Below are 14,528 nucleotides of genomic sequence, written 5' to 3'. Positions count from 1 at the left end.
AATGTCGGTGCATGAGAACCGGCGCATTTATGCCGTTCAAAAAATCGGCACATAAAGAAACAAATACTATTTACACAACAGGGAGGAGATACTATGAGAAAACATTTTAAAACATTCATTGTCACGGCACTGGCCTGTACATTTCTGCTGGGCGCAGGGATTTCCGCCGAGGCGGTATCAAAGCCATCTGGTGTAGCCATCAATGATACTAATTTTGCCTGGGCAGTAAAGAAGTATGCTAAAAAAGCAGATACTAACAAGAACGGATATCTTTCAAAAAAAGAAGCGGAAAAGATAATAGAAGTTCGTTTTTTCAACGCTGGCCGTAATATTGATTCCTTTAAAGGTATCAAATATTTCACAGAAATCGAGGATTTTTACTACCGGGCTGATTCTTCTGATACAGATTATGATGATATCGTCATCCATGAAACTTCTACAGCACCGAAAATAAATCTCAGTGGATTCAAGAAATTGAAGAAGGTCAATATTGACAGCAGAAATGCTTATCTGAGAAAAGTCAATCTGAAGAATTGTCCGAATCTGGAGGAAGTGGATATTCATGGGAATATCAAGGGATGTGTGGATGATCTGAATCTGAAAGGCTGCAAAAATCTGCGTACGCTTACTTTATATATGACTGATGTAAAAAAACTGAACCTTTCTAATCTTAATAAGCTTACAGAATTATCCATAGATGATGACAACGATAAACTAAAAACATTAAATGTCAAAGGCTGCACCAACCTGCGTACAGTTGATATAATTAGCAGCAGTCTCCGTCATTTAAAATTAAAAGGAGCAAAAAAACTGGAATATTTTAGTTTGGCAGGAGCATGTTCGTTTGACTCTCTGGATTTCAATACAAATACAGGACTAAAAGAGTTACATCTTGGCTACGGAATCTATGTTTCTGATTTGGATTTAGAAAACAATTTGAATCTGAAAAAATTAAGATTATATGATTCAAACATTACTTCATTAAAAGTAAGGAATAAAAATTTAAGGAAACTGGATTGTCATGCTAACGAAAAATTGGAAGAAATAGATGTGAGCAACTGTCCTAAATTAGAAACACTTAGTTGCTATCTCACTAGTCTGACAAAACTGAATGTAAAGAAAAATGTCAATTTACGATACCTTCACTGTGATAATACCGGATTAAAAAAATTAAATCTGAGGAAGAATCACAAATTAGAGATGTTGAAATGCAGGGATACAAATATCCAGAAATTGGACCTCTCCAATACTCGCATCAGTAAACCATCGGCATTAAAATGCGATCCGGATGTGACAGTTACCTACGCGGAATAAATGCCCTTTTTTATTATAAAACAGAATCCTCAATTAAAATATGTACAAACTTGATATCATATGACACAATGGTGTCAAGTTTGTAATGAATGAGGTGATGTCATGATTAATTATGATTTTTAAAAAAACTTGCCAGAGAAAATAGCTATCTATATACTTACACAACAAGGAGGAAACACTATGAGAAAACATTTAAAAACATTCATTGTCACGGCACTGGCCGGTACATTTCTGCTGGGCGCAGGGATTTCCGCCGAGGCAGCGTCCAAAGTAGCTATCAATGATACCAATTTTGCGAGAGCGGTAAAAGAATACGCGGAGAAAGCAGATACCAACAAAGACGGATATCTTTCCAAAAAGGAAGCTTCCAAAGTAACCCAAATAAATTTTTTCTCTCAGTATAATATCGATTCTTTTAAGGGAATCGAATATTTTACAGACATGAAAGAATTTTATTACCGGGCAGATTACGCTACTACTGATTATGATGACGTAAATATCTACGAGACTGATACCGCTTCCGAGATAGACCTCAGCGGATTCAAAAAGTTAAGCAAAGTAACTATAGATAGCCGGAATCCGTATCTGAAAACGGTAAACCTGCAGGATTGCACCAATTTAAAAGATGTAGCGATCGAAGGCCGGCGTGAAGATTGTATAGACACCCTTAACCTGAAAGGATGCACAAATTTACGCAGTCTCTTATTGAATTGGACCAATGTAAAAAAATTGAATTTGTCTGGTTATAAAAAACTGGCAGATGTTTCTGTTATTGATGACAGAGAAGTCTTACAGACACTCAATCTGAAGAACTGTACCAACCTGGAAACGGTTTCTGTCAGCGGTGATCGTTTATCCAAATTAAAATTAAAGGGCGCTAAAAATCTGGAAAAATTAAAAGTTTCCGGCCGCTCGTTGAAATCACTGGATTTAAAGACAAATACACAGTTAAAAGAACTTCGGCTTGGCTGGGGGACTAACACTTCTTCCCTGGATTTAAGCAAAAATAAGAAACTGACATTCCTGTGGTGCTACCGAACAGAGCTGGTTTCTTTGGATTTAAGTAAGAATACAAATCTCACAAAAGTAGACTGTCACAGCAATCCGAAACTTGAGAAGTTAAACGTGAAGGGCTGCAGAAAATTAAAGAGCCTCCATGTGAATAATACCAAACTGAAAAAGTTAAATGTGAAAAATAATGTAAATTTGCGGAAGCTTCGTTGTAAAAATACCGATTTAACGAAGTTGAATCTCTCCAACACGAAAATCCGTAAGCCATCTGCTCTTCAATGCGACCCGGATGTCACGGTGACCTACGCAAAATAATCATTCGCTCTCATTATGGCGGGAATAGTTTGATGAATCGAGTAAAAGGAAATAGATAAGTAACATTGCGGGCATGCGGCGGCGTGCCCGCCCTTTTCAGCTGAAAATGATTTTGCCGGGAAGTTTGATTCTCAATTTTTCTAAATTTTTTTTGGATTTTTTTGTCACAAATGGTTTCTTCGGTCGTTTATATATTATGAGGGGAAATATATGAAGGAGCTCTTATGATAAATTATTTACAATTATTAAATACACAGCAGGAGAAAGACAAATTTGTCACATTGTATGAAATGTATTCACAGCCTCTTTACAGAGCGGCTTTTGAGATGATGAAAGACCACGCTGCTTCCGAGGATATGGTTCATGAGACTTTTTTGACGTTGATCGATAATATGGACAAGGTCATGGATCGGGAACCCATGAAGAACTGGAATTATCTTGTCACGATTCTGCGCCATCGCTGTATTGACGTGCTTCGCAGGCAGAAGAAAACCATGCTCCACAACATGGAGGGAGAAAATACCTGGAATGTTTCGGAAGAGAATATCGAGGCGGAGTTCATCGGCAAAGAGATGACCGAGGTGGTCAAAAATCTGATCGAGCAGATGGAGTATCCCTATAAGCAGGTGGTTCTCCTGCAGTATTATAATAAAATGAAAGGCAGAGATATCGCGGAAACCTTACATTTAAAACCGGAAAATGTCAGACAGATTGCAAAACGGGCCAGGGAGCAGCTGAAGAAGCAGTTGAAAGAACTGGGATATATGTAAAGGTAAGTCATCCCGTTTCCCCAGAGGAAAAAGAAGTTGCAAAAGATGGGATGTCTGTTATAATATAGGAAATAAATTTATGTCATTTGTTTATACTATAGGAAGAATTGACAGCAGGAACAGAGGCAGATGCATAAAGACAGGTATGGCAGAAGGAGGTTTCCCATGGACAAAGAGAATAAAGTGAGTCATTCCGTTTATGAGATAGAGGATGTGGGACAGGTGCAGATTGCCGACGAGGTCATTGCGGTGATTGCGGGGCTGGCAGCCACAGAAGTGGAGGGCGTGCAGAAGATGTCCGGCAATATTACCAATGAGATTGTCAGCAAGCTTGGCATGAAGAATCTTTCCAAGGGCGTGAAGGTGAGCATTGACGGCGAGAAGGTGGATGTGGTGCTTAACCTGATTCTCAAATATGGCGTCAGCATTCCGAAGACGTCCAGAGAAGTGCAGGAAAAGGTGAAAGGTGCCATTGAGACCATGACCGGTCTTACCGTAGGCGAAGTGAATATCCGCATTGCCGGTATTCAGACGGAAGACGAATAAGCGCAGCAGGCCGCCCCGGAATAAGACAGGCGGCCGTATTACTGTTCTGCCGGTTTGGCAGTAAGAAATCAGATACACAGGAAGATAGATGGAGGTTCCTACATGAAAATGAGCAGAAGAGAGCTGAGAAAGAACATTTTTCTCTTGCTTTTTCGCATAGAATTTAATACCAGAGAAGAACTGCAGGAACAGACGGAGATGTTTTTGGAAGAGAAGCCGGAGATCAGCGAGGCGGACAGTTCCTATATCCGCAATAAGGTGGATGCGATTCTTGATGTTCAGGAAGAGATTGATCAGACGATCATGAAGATATGTACCGGATGGCGTCTGGAACGGCTTGGTAAGACTGAGCTGGCAATCCTCCGGCTTGCGGTATATGAGATGTTAAAAGATGACGACATTCCGAAGGGAGTGGCTATTAACGAGGCGCTCGAGCTGGCAAAGATTTACTGCAGCGAAGATGCACCAAGATTTATCAACGGAGTGCTGGCTAAGCTGGCATAGCCGGGGACGCGGCCCGGACACCAGACTGGCGCGGCCTGCGGTAGTGGTACTTTGAATTGACAAAGATAGAAGCATTCAGGCGGCGTGAAAACGGAATATGGAGTTTTGCGCCGCCTGTTTTTGTACAGGACAGAACATGAAGCAGATTTTTACCGTTTCACAGATAAATTCATATATCCGACGGATTTTTGACAGTGATTACGCCCTGAGAAAGATTTTTTTAAAAGGGGAGATATCCAACTGCAAATATCATTCTTCCGGGCATATTTATTTTACCCTGAAAGATGAACGCAGCACCATCCGCTGTGTGATGTTTGCCACAGACCGGCCGAAAGGACTGCATTTTCAGATGGAGAACGGGCAGATGGTCGTTGTGCAGGGGAATATCTCTGTATTCGAGAGAGACGGCGCCTATCAGCTTTACGCCAAAGAGATTGAATTGTCGGGAGCCGGTGAGCTTTATATCCGTTATGAGAAGTTAAAACAGGAGCTTTTGCAGCTGGGATATTTTGATTTTGAGAAAAAGAAGCCCCTGCCGCCGTATCCGGAGAGCATCGGTATCGTGACTGCTCTCACCGGAGCGGCCATTGAGGATATCAAGAGCATCGCTGCCAGGAGGAATCCCTTCGTGCAGCTGTATCTTTTCCCGGCGAAAGTACAGGGAGAGGGCGCGGCAGAGAGCATTGCCCGGGGCATCCGGTATTTTGACAAAAGCGGCGTGGATCTGATCATCATCGGACGGGGCGGCGGCTCCATAGAAGATTTGTGGGCCTTTAATGAAAGGATTGTGGCCGACAGTATCTATGAGGCGGAGACGCCGGTCATTTCCGGCACCGGCCACGAGGTTGACATGACCATTGCCGATTACTGTGCGGATGTCCGGGCGGCGACACCGTCAGCGGCCTGCGAACTGGCCATTCCGGATGTCTATTCCATCATCCAGCAGTTTGACCGCTATGGGGACGAGCTGGATGGCCGGATGCAGTACCGGATGCAGGAGTACCGGCAGAGGCTGCTGGATGCCCGGCGGTTATTGGACGCCCGCCATCCCGGCACGAAGCTTCTGCGGCAAAAGATGCTCTGCCAGAGCCTGGGTGAGCGTCTTCACCAGAGCATGGATACACGGATCAGGGAGGCAAGACACCGGATGCATCTTCAGGCGGAGCGGCTCCACGGGCTGTCGCCCACGGCGAGACTCACCGGAGGATATGTGTTTGCCCAGGACAAAGAGGGACATCCGGTGGCGTCTGTGGATCAGCTGGAGTTCCACCGGACATTTCAGCTGATTTTTTCCGACGGAGAGGCGGAAGTGTCGCCGGTATCTGTCACAAAAAGGCGGGATGATTCGTTTCGGACGGAAGACGGACAGGGCGGAGCAGACATTTCCACAGAGCAGAAAGAGGAATAGAGCATGGCAAGGACAAAGTTTTCCATTGAGAAGGCATTTGAGGAACTGGATGAGATTCTGGAGAGGCTGGATGACCCAAAGCTCAGTCTCTCTGATTCCATGGAGTATTATAAAAAGGGTGTGAAGCTTTTGGAAAAATGTAATCAGACCCTGGATAAAACAGAGAAAGAAATTATTGTGTTACAGGAGGGAAAAGATGGAAGTATCCCTGAAAGAGAAGATTGAAAAAAGAACAAAAGAAGTGGAAGAGGTGATTTACTCTTTTCTGCCGGAGGAGACCGGATATCAGAAGACGGTGATCAGCGCCATGAATTACACCATACGGGCGGGAGGCAAGAGACTTCGTCCCATGCTCATGGATGAGACTTACCGGATGTTCGGCGGCAGCGACCGCAGTCTCATTGAGCCATTCATGGCGGCCATTGAGATGATCCACACCTATTCCCTGATTCACGATGACCTGCCGGCCCTGGACAATGACGATTACCGCCGGGGAAGAAAGACTGCCCATGTGGTGTACGGGGAGGCTATGGCGATCCTCGCTGGTGATGCTCTGTTAAATTATGCCTTTGAGACGGCTTCGAAGGCCTTTAAGGGCACGGAGGAAGATATCCGGACGGCAAGGGCGTTTCAGATCCTTTCGGCCAAACCGGGCATTTACGGTATGATCGGCGGCCAGACCGCCGATGTGGAGTCGGAGCACAGGGAGATTCCTTTCGAGGAGCTGCTCTTCATCCATCAGAACAAGACAGCGGCGCTCATTGAGTGCGCCATGATGATCGGGGCGGTTCTTGCCGGCGCTTCCCCGGAGGAAGTGGGTATCGTGGAGCAGATCGCAGGGAAGACCGGCATGGCGTTTCAGATTCAGGACGATATCCTTGATCTGACCAGCACCCAGGAGGAGCTGGGCAAGCCGGTGGGCAGTGACGAGAAGAATCAAAAGAATACTTACGTATCCATGAAGGGACTGGAGCAGTCCGGAAAAGATGTGATACAATATACCAAAGAGGCCCTGGATGCCTTTGACTCTCTGCATCGGGACAATGCATTTCTTCGTGACCTCCTGCTGCATTTGAGCGGAAGAAAAAAATAATGAGAAGTCCGGAGGACGAAACATATGGGTCAAATTTTGAACAGAATACAAAAAGCCAATGATATAAAGAAAATACCGGCGAGACTGTATCCGGTGCTGGCGCAGGAAATCCGGGATTTCCTCATTGAAAATGTCAGCAGGACCGGCGGACATCTGGCTTCCAATCTGGGAGCGGTGGAGCTGACCATGGCGCTGCATCTCTGTCTGCATCTGCCGGAAGATAAGATCATTTATGACGTGGGACACCAGTCTTATGTCCATAAGCTTCTGACAGGGCGGCGGGACGGTTTTGCCACCCTGAGAAAAAGCGGCGGCATGTGCGGATTTCCGAAACGAAAGGAAAGCGAGTATGATTGTTTTGGCACCGGCCACAGTTCCACTTCCATCGCGGCAGCCATGGGATTCGCCGTTGCCAGGGATCTCAAAAAGACAAAGGAGACCATCGTGGCTGTCATCGGAGACGGCGCGCTTTCCGGAGGCATGGCTTATGAGGCGCTCAACAATCTGGCGCTGTTTCGGAAAGAAAAGAAAAATATCATTATCATTCTGAATGATAATAAGATGTCCATTTCAGAAAATGTGGGCGGTATGAGCCGGTATCTGAATGATATCCGCTCCCGGAAAAGTTATGGTGAGTTCAAGGACAATGTGGAGCAGGCCATCAAGAATATTCCGGGTGTGGGGGACAGTATGGTGAGGACCATCAAGCGTTCCAAAGATTCCATCAAACAGCTGTTTATTCCGGGGATGTTGTTCGAAAACATGGGAATCACTTATTACGGTCCGGTGGACGGTCATGACATTTTCGCCATGATACACGCCATCAACCGTGCCAGAAACATGGAGGGACCGATTCTCATTCATGTGATGACCAAAAAAGGAAAAGGATATCCCATCGCGGAGAATAATCCGGAGAAATTTCATGGTATCGAGCCCTTCGATGTGAAGACAGGGAAGCCACTGAAGAAAAAAACAGCGGACAGCTGCACGGATGTATTTTCTAAGACGCTTTTAGAGATTGCAAAGGAGAAAGACAATGTGGTGGCCATCACAGCTGCCATGCCTTCGGGTACCGGACTGGCGGCTTTTAAGAAGGTCTGTCCGGAGCGTTTTTTTGATGTGGGAATCGCTGAAGAGTATGCGGTAACCTTTGCGGCGGGAATGGCGGCCTCCGGCATGAAGCCGGTGGTGGCGGTGTATTCCTCGTTCCTGCAGAGGGCTTATGACCAGATTCTCCACGATGTCTGTATTCAGAAGCTTCCGGTCTTTTTCTGCGTGGACCGTTCCGGGCTGGTGGGAGCGGACGGAGAGACCCATCAGGGGATTTTTGACATTTCCTATCTCTCTCATATCCCGAACCTGGTGCTGATGGCCCCGAAGAATAAATACGAGATGGAAGATATGATGCATTTTGCCATAGACTACGACGGGCCGGCCGCCATGCGCTATCCGCGGGGAGAGGCCTTTGCGGGACTTAAGAATTTCCGGCCGCCGGTGGAGCTTGGCAGAAGTGAGAGCCTTTACAAAGGGAAGACTGTGGTTATTTTGTCCGTGGGCAATATGATGGAAGAAGTATTGAAGACAGTCGATCTGTTAAAAGAGCAGGGCATGCAGCCGGGGCTTGTCAATGTGCGTTTTATCCGTCCTATGGACGAGGAAATGCTCCACGATCTGGCGGAGCGGTATCCGCTCCTGGTCACTGCGGAAGAAAATGTACTTTCCGGCGGATTCGGGGAGGAGGTATCGGCCTTCCTGCACCGGAATGACTATCAGAATCATCTGCTGACCTTCGGGATTCCCGACTGTTTTGTGGAGCACGGCAGTGTGGAATGGCAGAGACAGCAGATGGGCATTGACGCGGCTTCCATGGCCGCCCGCATTATGGAAAAGGTGAGTGAACTATGAAGCAGCGTTTGGATATGATTTTAGTACAAAAGGGACTGGCGCCTTCCCGGGAGAAGGCAAAGGCCATGATAATGTCCGGTATCGTTTATGTGAACGGACAGAAGGAAGATAAAGCAGGAAGTACTTTTGATGAAAGGGCTGCAGATACCGTGGAAGTGCGGGGCGCGACCCTCAAATATGTGAGCCGGGGAGGTCTCAAGCTGGAAAAGGCCATGGAATGTTTTGACCTGGATCTTTCCGGTAAAGTCTGCATGGACGTGGGCGCTTCCACCGGCGGATTTACCGACTGTATGCTCCAGAACGGGGCGGTGAAGGTCTTCTCCATTGACGTGGGGCGGGGACAGCTGGACTGGAAGCTTCGCAATGATCCCCGGGTGGTCTGCATGGAAAAGACAAATATGCGTTATGTGAAGCCGGAGGATATCGGAGAGCCGGTGGATTTTACTTCCATTGATGTCTCCTTTATCTCTCTGACTAAGATTTTACTGCCGGTGAAAGACTGTCTGAGAGAAGATGGACAGGTGGTCTGTCTCATTAAGCCGCAGTTTGAGGCCGGACGGGACAAGGTTGGAAAGAAGGGCGTGGTCCGGGATACCAAGGTGCATGAGGAAGTGATCGCCATGGTCATGGACTATGCGGCGTCCATCGGTTTTTCTCTCCTTCATCTGGATTATTCTCCGATCAAGGGACCGGAGGGCAATATTGAGTATTTACTGCATCTGCAGAAATCAGAAAGCGATCACGCCATTGATAAAACGATGATACCGGCGGTGGTGCAGGCTTCCCATGGAGCGCTGGACCATTGATGGTTTCACAGATTACGGGAAATGAGTGAGATATTATGAAGAATTTTTTGATTATTCCAAACAGACAGAAGGACGCGGGGCTGGCTCTGACCAGTCAGATTAAGGATATGCTGGCTGACATGGGCGCCCAGTGCCACATCTATGACGGATATTATAATGATGTGACGCCCATCAAGGTGCCGGAACACACGGAATGTATCCTCGTCATCGGCGGGGACGGCACCATTCTGGCGGCTGCCGGCCGCCTGGTGGGACAGAATATCCCTCTTCTCGGCATCAATCTGGGAACCCTCGGTTTTCTGGCGGATGTGGATCTCAAAGAGCTGCCGGAGACCTTAAAGGATCTGGTGGATGATAAATATGAGCTGGAAAAACGTATGATGCTCCGGGGGGAAGTTTACCGGGGCGGCGAGCGTTCCGGAGGGTTTACGGCACTCAACGATTTCGTAATCAGCCGTCGTTCGTTTTCCCGGATGATCGGTCTGTCCATTGAGATCAATGACGTACTCATTGAACAGTATCATGCCGACGGTGTCATCGTCTGTACGCCGACAGGCTCCACCAGCTACAATCTTTCAGCCGGCGGGCCGATCATCAACCCTACCTGTAAGAATTTTGTGGTGACGCCTATCTGTCCGCATTCGCTGGCTATCCGGAGCGTGGTTCTTGCCAAGAGCGATGTGGTGACTATCACTCTGGATAATATCCGTCACGGACAGAGGGAGGAAGCAGTGATTTCCCCGGACGGCAGGGAGGGCATTGTGCTGCGCCCGGGTGATAAGGTGCGCATTTACAAGGCTACGGAGAGTACGCCGTTTATTAAGATGAAAGAAGTGAGTTTTGTAAAAATATTAAAAGAAAAATTGTTGTGATTATATAGAGAGGTTGTTATGAAAGGAAAGAGGCAGAAAAAAATACTGGAACTCATCGAGAAGTATGATATCGAAACCCAGGAAGAGCTGACCAGACGTCTGCAGGAAGAGGGCTTTCCTTCTACTCAGGGAACCATTTCCAGAGATATCCGGGAGCTAAAACTGACGAAGGTGGCAGGAGAGAGCGGAAAACAGAAGTACGCACCGATTCTCACCAGGGACCTGCATGTTTCTGATAAATACCGGAGAGTGCTTTCGGAAGCCATCATACATATGGAAGGCGCCGGCAATCTTCTCGTCATCAAGACCGTTTCCGGCATGGCCATGGCCTGCGGCGCGGCTATTGATTCCATTGCCATGAAGGGAGTCGTGGGATGCATCGCCGGCGACGATACCCTTCTCTGCGTGGTAAAGGACGCGGCAATGGTGAGCGATGTCATCGATGAGATTCATTTGATCATAAAAGGCCTGGAATAATTTTGCGGAGGAAAACATGCTCATTAACTTACATGTAAAGAATCTTGCACTGATCGAGGAAACGGATATTGATTTCACCAGCCACCTGAATATCCTGACGGGAGAGACCGGCGCCGGAAAGTCGATTCTCATCGGCTCCATCCAGTCGGCTCTGGGCAGCAAGATCCCGAAGGATATGATCCGGAATGGCTGTGACAGCGCCCTCATTGAGCTGGTGTTCCACACCGAGAGCGATGTGGTAAAACAAAAAATGGAAGAATTTGACATTCCCTTTGAGGACGGCGAAATCATTATTTCAAGAAGAATTACAAATAATAGAGTTATCAATAAAGTCAACGACTGCAGCGTCACAGCGGCGCGTCTGAAAGAGCTGTCCCCGTTTCTGCTGGATCTGAGCGGACAGCACGAGAATCAGCTGTTGCTGAAACCGCAGAATCACCGGAGAATCCTGGATAATTACAATAAAACGGAGATCGCACCGGTGAAGGAGACAGTCGCCGGTCTGTTCCGGCAGTATCAGGAAATAGAGCGGCAGCTGAAAGAACAGAATCTGGGAGAAGAAGAACGAATTCGTGAAATCGAATTTTTAAAATATGAGATACAGGAAATTGAGAGCGCGGCCTTAAAAGAAGGAGAAGACGAGGAACTGGAAGAACTCTTCCAGAGGATTTCCCATTCCAGGGACATCCTCACGGCCTGTGCGTCCGTCCATGAGATGACCAGCGGCAGTTCCTCCAGCGCGGAAAATCTTTTGGGAATGGCCATCCGCTCTCTGTCCGATGTGACAAAATATGATGAGAGCGTCGGAACACTGATGGAAGAGCTTTCCACGGTGGACGGTCTTTTAAATGATTTTAACCGGGATTTGTCGGAATACATGTCTTCCATGGAGTTCGACGAGGAAACCTTTGTGCAGACGGAAGAACGTCTGGATCTGATCCACCGTCTGCAGGCCAAATACGGTGATTCCATTCCGGCCATAAAGGAATATAAGGCCAGGGCGGAGAGCCGTCTGGAAGCGCTGCTGCATTTTGATGAGCGGATGGAAGAACTGAAAGCAAAGAGGGATCGTCTGGCTGTGCAGCTGAACGACGCCTGCGCGAAGCTCACAGCTCTTCGTAAAAAGGCCGCCGTTCCTCTGGCAGAGTCCATCAAAAATGCGCTCCTGGACCTGAATTTTAATCAGGTGCGCTTTGAGATCGCCTTCACAGAGGCGCCGGCCTGCCGGGCGGACGGCAAAGATGACGTGTGCTTCATGATCTCCACCAATCCGGGCATGGACGTCCGGCCGTTGCAGGAAACCGCCTCCGGCGGTGAGCTGTCCCGTATCATGCTGGCCATCAAATCGGTGCTGGCCGACGAAGAACAGGTGGAGACATTGATCTTTGACGAGATCGACGCCGGAATCAGCGGAAGGACTGCCCAGAAAGTATCGGAGCGGCTGTCACAGATTGCCGGAAAGCGTCAGGTCATCGCCATCACCCATCTGCCGCAGATCGCGGCCATGGCGGATTCCCATTATCTGATCGAAAAGACCAGCGACAACAATTCCACCATCAGCCGGATCTACCGGCTCTCGGAGGAGGAATCCGTGGAAGAACTGGCAAGAATGCTTGGAGGCGCAGAAATTACCAGCACCGTCCTGGACAACGCCAGAGAAATGAAAAAATTCGCTTCACGGCTCAACCATGCCGTGTCAGAACCATAAGAATTTTGTCGAATAAAAAAATGTAGAATAATCTGTCTGTGTGAATTCAGAAAATGCCCGCCATACTAAGGTCAGTACTTTAGCATGGGGGTATTTTTTATGGCTGAAAATTCATTGAAGGCACAAAAGCCGCGGATAACACAAAAGCAGCAAAAAAGCAGGCTGCGAAGATTCTATTTTTTACTGCTGACGGCAGTATTATTTGCCGCCGGAGCGCAGGCGGGAGAATTGTTTCATGTAGAGGAACGACTGTACGACGCGGCAGGGGAAGAGGACATAAGAGAGACGCTGGCAGCGGGCGGGGATAAGAAGGAGACAAAAACCAAGGTATATGCCTCCGGAGAGCCGGTGGGCATATACATCAAAACCAAGGGCGTTCTGGTTCTGGGAATCCAGAATGTAAAAACGGCAGACAACAGAACCTGCTCACCGGCAGAACATAAACTGGAGTCCGGGGACTATATTCTGGCCATGAACGGGGAAGACATTTCTTCCAAGGCACAGTTTATTTCCTGCCTGCAGAAAAACGAGGAGAAAGAAGCCGTGCTCACCATTTCCCGAAACGGCGAAGAGCAGCAGATTAAAATACAGCCGGTCTACTCCGAAGAAGATCATTGTTACCAGATCGGTGCCTGGATCCGCAACGATACCCAGGGTATCGGAACCGTCACCTATATCACCGAAGACGGAAACTTTGCCGCCCTGGGCCACGGAATCAGCGACTGTGACCTGGGCGTCCAGTTAAACATTGCCGGCGGAAGCATCTATGAGACCGATATCGCTTCCATCATGAAGGGCAAAGCCAAAGACCCGGGACAGGTCATCGGGACCATCGACTATATCCCGGAAAAATATCTGGGCAACATCGGCATCAACAGCACTTGCGGCATCTTCGGTCTCATAAAAAATCATCAGGAAAATTTCCGGAACGGCCAGCTGATGGAAGTGGCCGACGCCTCGGAGATCAAAACAGGAAAAGCCTTTGTCAGAACCAGTATCAGCGGGGAGAGCAGAGATTATACCATCGAGATAGAAAAAATTTCCCTGAGCAAAAAAGACGCCCAGAAGGCGCTCCGCATCAAGATCACAGATCCGGACCTCATCGCTCTGACCGGCGGCATCATCCAGGGCGAGTGAGTGAGATATAATAGGGACAACACGGGAAAAGCCTTGAAAAAGGCGTTTCTGGTGCATATCCCGACTCATTAACCACGAAAGGGAAAAGATATCTGTACAGAATAACATAGTATACCGAAAGGAGGAAATCAAGACAAGGGAAAAAAGAATAAAACATGTGATATTACCGCAGAAGAAAATATCAGGTGGATATGTCATGCTATCTGGTGTTTTTATATAATTGAATATTTTGGTAATAAAACGGAAGGAGAATACACTCCAATATAAGGACGAATATCTGAGAAAATAAAGAGTTTCGTCCTTTTTTTAGTATAAAAATATTTTTAAGGAGGTTGCATAATGGCAAAAAACACAGCGTTAAGGGCAGAAGACAGTAAGAGGCAAAAAATGTTTTATACTGGGATAAGATATGAGAAGATGGTTGCTGCCTTACTTTTCAAATGCCACTATCTGATCAGGAATGCTCTGGTAAAGGAGGAATGTTCCCATGTTAAAAATTAGGCTGCAGGGAACTGCAAAGGATATCCGATGGTTCCGGAAGTTTCTTCAGAGACAATCGGAGATTCGGGTTCTCGGAGTATCAGATATGTTTGCAAATAAAGGAACAAACAGGTATTACCGTTCCTATGCAGAAGTGGAAAAAGAAGAAAGGCAGGAATAGA

The 14,528-nt window shown here is 47.3% G+C and carries 16 protein-coding genes; all 16 read left to right on the top strand.

Annotated elements, in window-relative coordinates; genetic code table 11:
- Positions 1 to 93: 93 nt before the first annotated feature.
- The 16 genes from B5E53_RS04595 to B5E53_RS19460 all read left to right on the top strand — a co-directional run bounded on the left by B5E53_RS04595 (position 94) and on the right by B5E53_RS19460 (position 14,527).
- Positions 94 to 1,314 (top strand): hypothetical protein, encoded by a 1,221-nt coding sequence (locus B5E53_RS04595; protein WP_087312875.1) that lies wholly within the window; start codon positions 94 to 96, stop codon positions 1,312 to 1,314.
- A 180-nt stretch (positions 1,315 to 1,494) separates the two neighbouring features.
- On the top strand, positions 1,495 to 2,640 hold the full coding sequence (locus B5E53_RS04590; protein ID WP_087312874.1) for a hypothetical protein: 1,146 nt from the start codon (positions 1,495 to 1,497) through the stop codon (positions 2,638 to 2,640).
- A gap of 224 nt (positions 2,641 to 2,864) precedes the next feature.
- Entirely contained in the window at positions 2,865 to 3,410 is a 546-nt protein-coding gene (locus tag B5E53_RS04585) for a sigma-70 family RNA polymerase sigma factor (protein WP_087312873.1), read from the top strand.
- A gap of 165 nt (positions 3,411 to 3,575) precedes the next feature.
- Complete coding sequence (locus B5E53_RS04580) at positions 3,576 to 3,956, top strand: Asp23/Gls24 family envelope stress response protein (RefSeq protein WP_087312872.1); 381 nt, start codon at positions 3,576 to 3,578, stop codon at positions 3,954 to 3,956.
- A gap of 102 nt (positions 3,957 to 4,058) precedes the next feature.
- A complete protein-coding gene (gene nusB / locus B5E53_RS04575) occupies positions 4,059 to 4,460 on the top strand; it encodes a transcription antitermination factor NusB (RefSeq protein ID WP_343215594.1) in 402 nt (133 codons plus the stop codon).
- 136 nt (positions 4,461 to 4,596) lie between these two features.
- Positions 4,597 to 5,868, top strand: a complete 1,272-nt coding sequence (xseA, locus tag B5E53_RS04570; protein ID WP_087313033.1) for an exodeoxyribonuclease VII large subunit — start codon at positions 4,597 to 4,599, stop codon at positions 5,866 to 5,868.
- Positions 5,869 to 5,871: 3 nt separating this feature from the next.
- Positions 5,872 to 6,093, top strand: coding sequence for an exodeoxyribonuclease VII small subunit (gene xseB, locus B5E53_RS04565; RefSeq protein WP_087312871.1), 222 nt, complete (start codon positions 5,872 to 5,874; stop codon positions 6,091 to 6,093).
- Positions 6,065 to 6,961, top strand: coding sequence for a polyprenyl synthetase family protein (locus tag B5E53_RS04560; RefSeq protein ID WP_087312870.1), 897 nt, complete (start codon positions 6,065 to 6,067; stop codon positions 6,959 to 6,961). Before xseB ends, B5E53_RS04560 begins: the two co-directional genes overlap by 29 nt.
- 24 nt (positions 6,962 to 6,985) lie before the next feature.
- The gene (gene dxs / locus B5E53_RS04555) at positions 6,986 to 8,866 is read left to right on the top strand and encodes a 1-deoxy-D-xylulose-5-phosphate synthase (RefSeq protein WP_087312869.1); all 1,881 of its coding nucleotides are present in this window, start codon (positions 6,986 to 6,988) and stop codon (positions 8,864 to 8,866) included.
- Positions 8,863 to 9,672 carry a TlyA family RNA methyltransferase gene (locus B5E53_RS04550; RefSeq protein ID WP_087312868.1) on the top strand — a complete coding sequence of 270 codons (810 nt, stop codon included), beginning with the start codon at positions 8,863 to 8,865 and terminating at the stop codon, positions 9,670 to 9,672. The genes dxs and B5E53_RS04550 overlap by 4 nt, the downstream gene beginning before the upstream one ends.
- Before the next feature lie 35 nt (positions 9,673 to 9,707).
- On the top strand, positions 9,708 to 10,544 hold the full coding sequence (locus tag B5E53_RS04545; RefSeq protein ID WP_087312867.1) for an NAD(+)/NADH kinase: 837 nt from the start codon (positions 9,708 to 9,710) through the stop codon (positions 10,542 to 10,544).
- Between the two features lie 18 nt (positions 10,545 to 10,562).
- A complete protein-coding gene (locus B5E53_RS04540) occupies positions 10,563 to 11,021 on the top strand; it encodes an arginine repressor (RefSeq protein ID WP_087312866.1) in 459 nt (152 codons plus the stop codon).
- Between the two features lie 16 nt (positions 11,022 to 11,037).
- The gene (gene recN, locus B5E53_RS04535; protein ID WP_087312865.1) at positions 11,038 to 12,729 is read left to right on the top strand and encodes a DNA repair protein RecN; all 1,692 of its coding nucleotides are present in this window, start codon (positions 11,038 to 11,040) and stop codon (positions 12,727 to 12,729) included.
- Positions 12,730 to 12,828: 99 nt separating this feature from the next.
- On the top strand, positions 12,829 to 13,866 hold the full coding sequence (locus B5E53_RS04530) for a SpoIVB peptidase S55 domain-containing protein (RefSeq protein WP_162611787.1): 1,038 nt from the start codon (positions 12,829 to 12,831) through the stop codon (positions 13,864 to 13,866).
- 339 nt (positions 13,867 to 14,205) lie between these two features.
- Positions 14,206 to 14,367 carry a hypothetical protein gene (locus B5E53_RS19095; RefSeq protein WP_162611786.1) on the top strand — a complete coding sequence of 54 codons (162 nt, stop codon included), beginning with the start codon at positions 14,206 to 14,208 and terminating at the stop codon, positions 14,365 to 14,367.
- Entirely contained in the window at positions 14,354 to 14,527 is a 174-nt protein-coding gene (locus tag B5E53_RS19460) for a hypothetical protein (RefSeq protein ID WP_204245490.1), read from the top strand. The genes B5E53_RS19095 and B5E53_RS19460 overlap by 14 nt, the downstream gene beginning before the upstream one ends.
- Position 14,528: the final 1 nt, after the last annotated feature.

This window comes from Eubacterium sp. An11, assembly GCF_002161065.1.
In the GTDB taxonomy this organism is placed as follows: domain Bacteria; phylum Bacillota; class Clostridia; order Lachnospirales; family Lachnospiraceae; genus Anaerobutyricum; species Anaerobutyricum faecale.
The sequence above is the reverse complement of the archived record's forward strand: the minus strand, read 5'-3'. Positions and strand labels throughout refer to the sequence as shown.

Coding starts and splice junctions, on each gene's coding strand:
- B5E53_RS04560 (WP_087312870.1), top strand. CDS start 6,065: ATGGAAGTATCCCTGAAAGAGAAGATTGAAAAAAGAACAAAAGAAGTG.
- B5E53_RS04585 (WP_087312873.1), top strand. CDS start 2,865: ATGATAAATTATTTACAATTATTAAATACACAGCAGGAGAAAGACAAA.
- B5E53_RS04580 (WP_087312872.1), top strand. CDS start 3,576: ATGGACAAAGAGAATAAAGTGAGTCATTCCGTTTATGAGATAGAGGAT.
- B5E53_RS19460 (WP_204245490.1), top strand. CDS start 14,354: ATGTTAAAAATTAGGCTGCAGGGAACTGCAAAGGATATCCGATGGTTC.
- B5E53_RS04540 (WP_087312866.1), top strand. CDS start 10,563: ATGAAAGGAAAGAGGCAGAAAAAAATACTGGAACTCATCGAGAAGTAT.
- recN (WP_087312865.1), top strand. CDS start 11,038: ATGCTCATTAACTTACATGTAAAGAATCTTGCACTGATCGAGGAAACG.
- dxs (WP_087312869.1), top strand. CDS start 6,986: ATGGGTCAAATTTTGAACAGAATACAAAAAGCCAATGATATAAAGAAA.
- nusB (WP_343215594.1), top strand. CDS start 4,059: ATGAAAATGAGCAGAAGAGAGCTGAGAAAGAACATTTTTCTCTTGCTT.
- B5E53_RS04545 (WP_087312867.1), top strand. CDS start 9,708: ATGAAGAATTTTTTGATTATTCCAAACAGACAGAAGGACGCGGGGCTG.
- xseB (WP_087312871.1), top strand. CDS start 5,872: ATGGCAAGGACAAAGTTTTCCATTGAGAAGGCATTTGAGGAACTGGAT.
- B5E53_RS04590 (WP_087312874.1), top strand. CDS start 1,495: ATGAGAAAACATTTAAAAACATTCATTGTCACGGCACTGGCCGGTACA.
- xseA (WP_087313033.1), top strand. CDS start 4,597: ATGAAGCAGATTTTTACCGTTTCACAGATAAATTCATATATCCGACGG.
- B5E53_RS19095 (WP_162611786.1), top strand. CDS start 14,206: ATGGCAAAAAACACAGCGTTAAGGGCAGAAGACAGTAAGAGGCAAAAA.
- B5E53_RS04530 (WP_162611787.1), top strand. CDS start 12,829: ATGGCTGAAAATTCATTGAAGGCACAAAAGCCGCGGATAACACAAAAG.
- B5E53_RS04595 (WP_087312875.1), top strand. CDS start 94: ATGAGAAAACATTTTAAAACATTCATTGTCACGGCACTGGCCTGTACA.
- B5E53_RS04550 (WP_087312868.1), top strand. CDS start 8,863: ATGAAGCAGCGTTTGGATATGATTTTAGTACAAAAGGGACTGGCGCCT.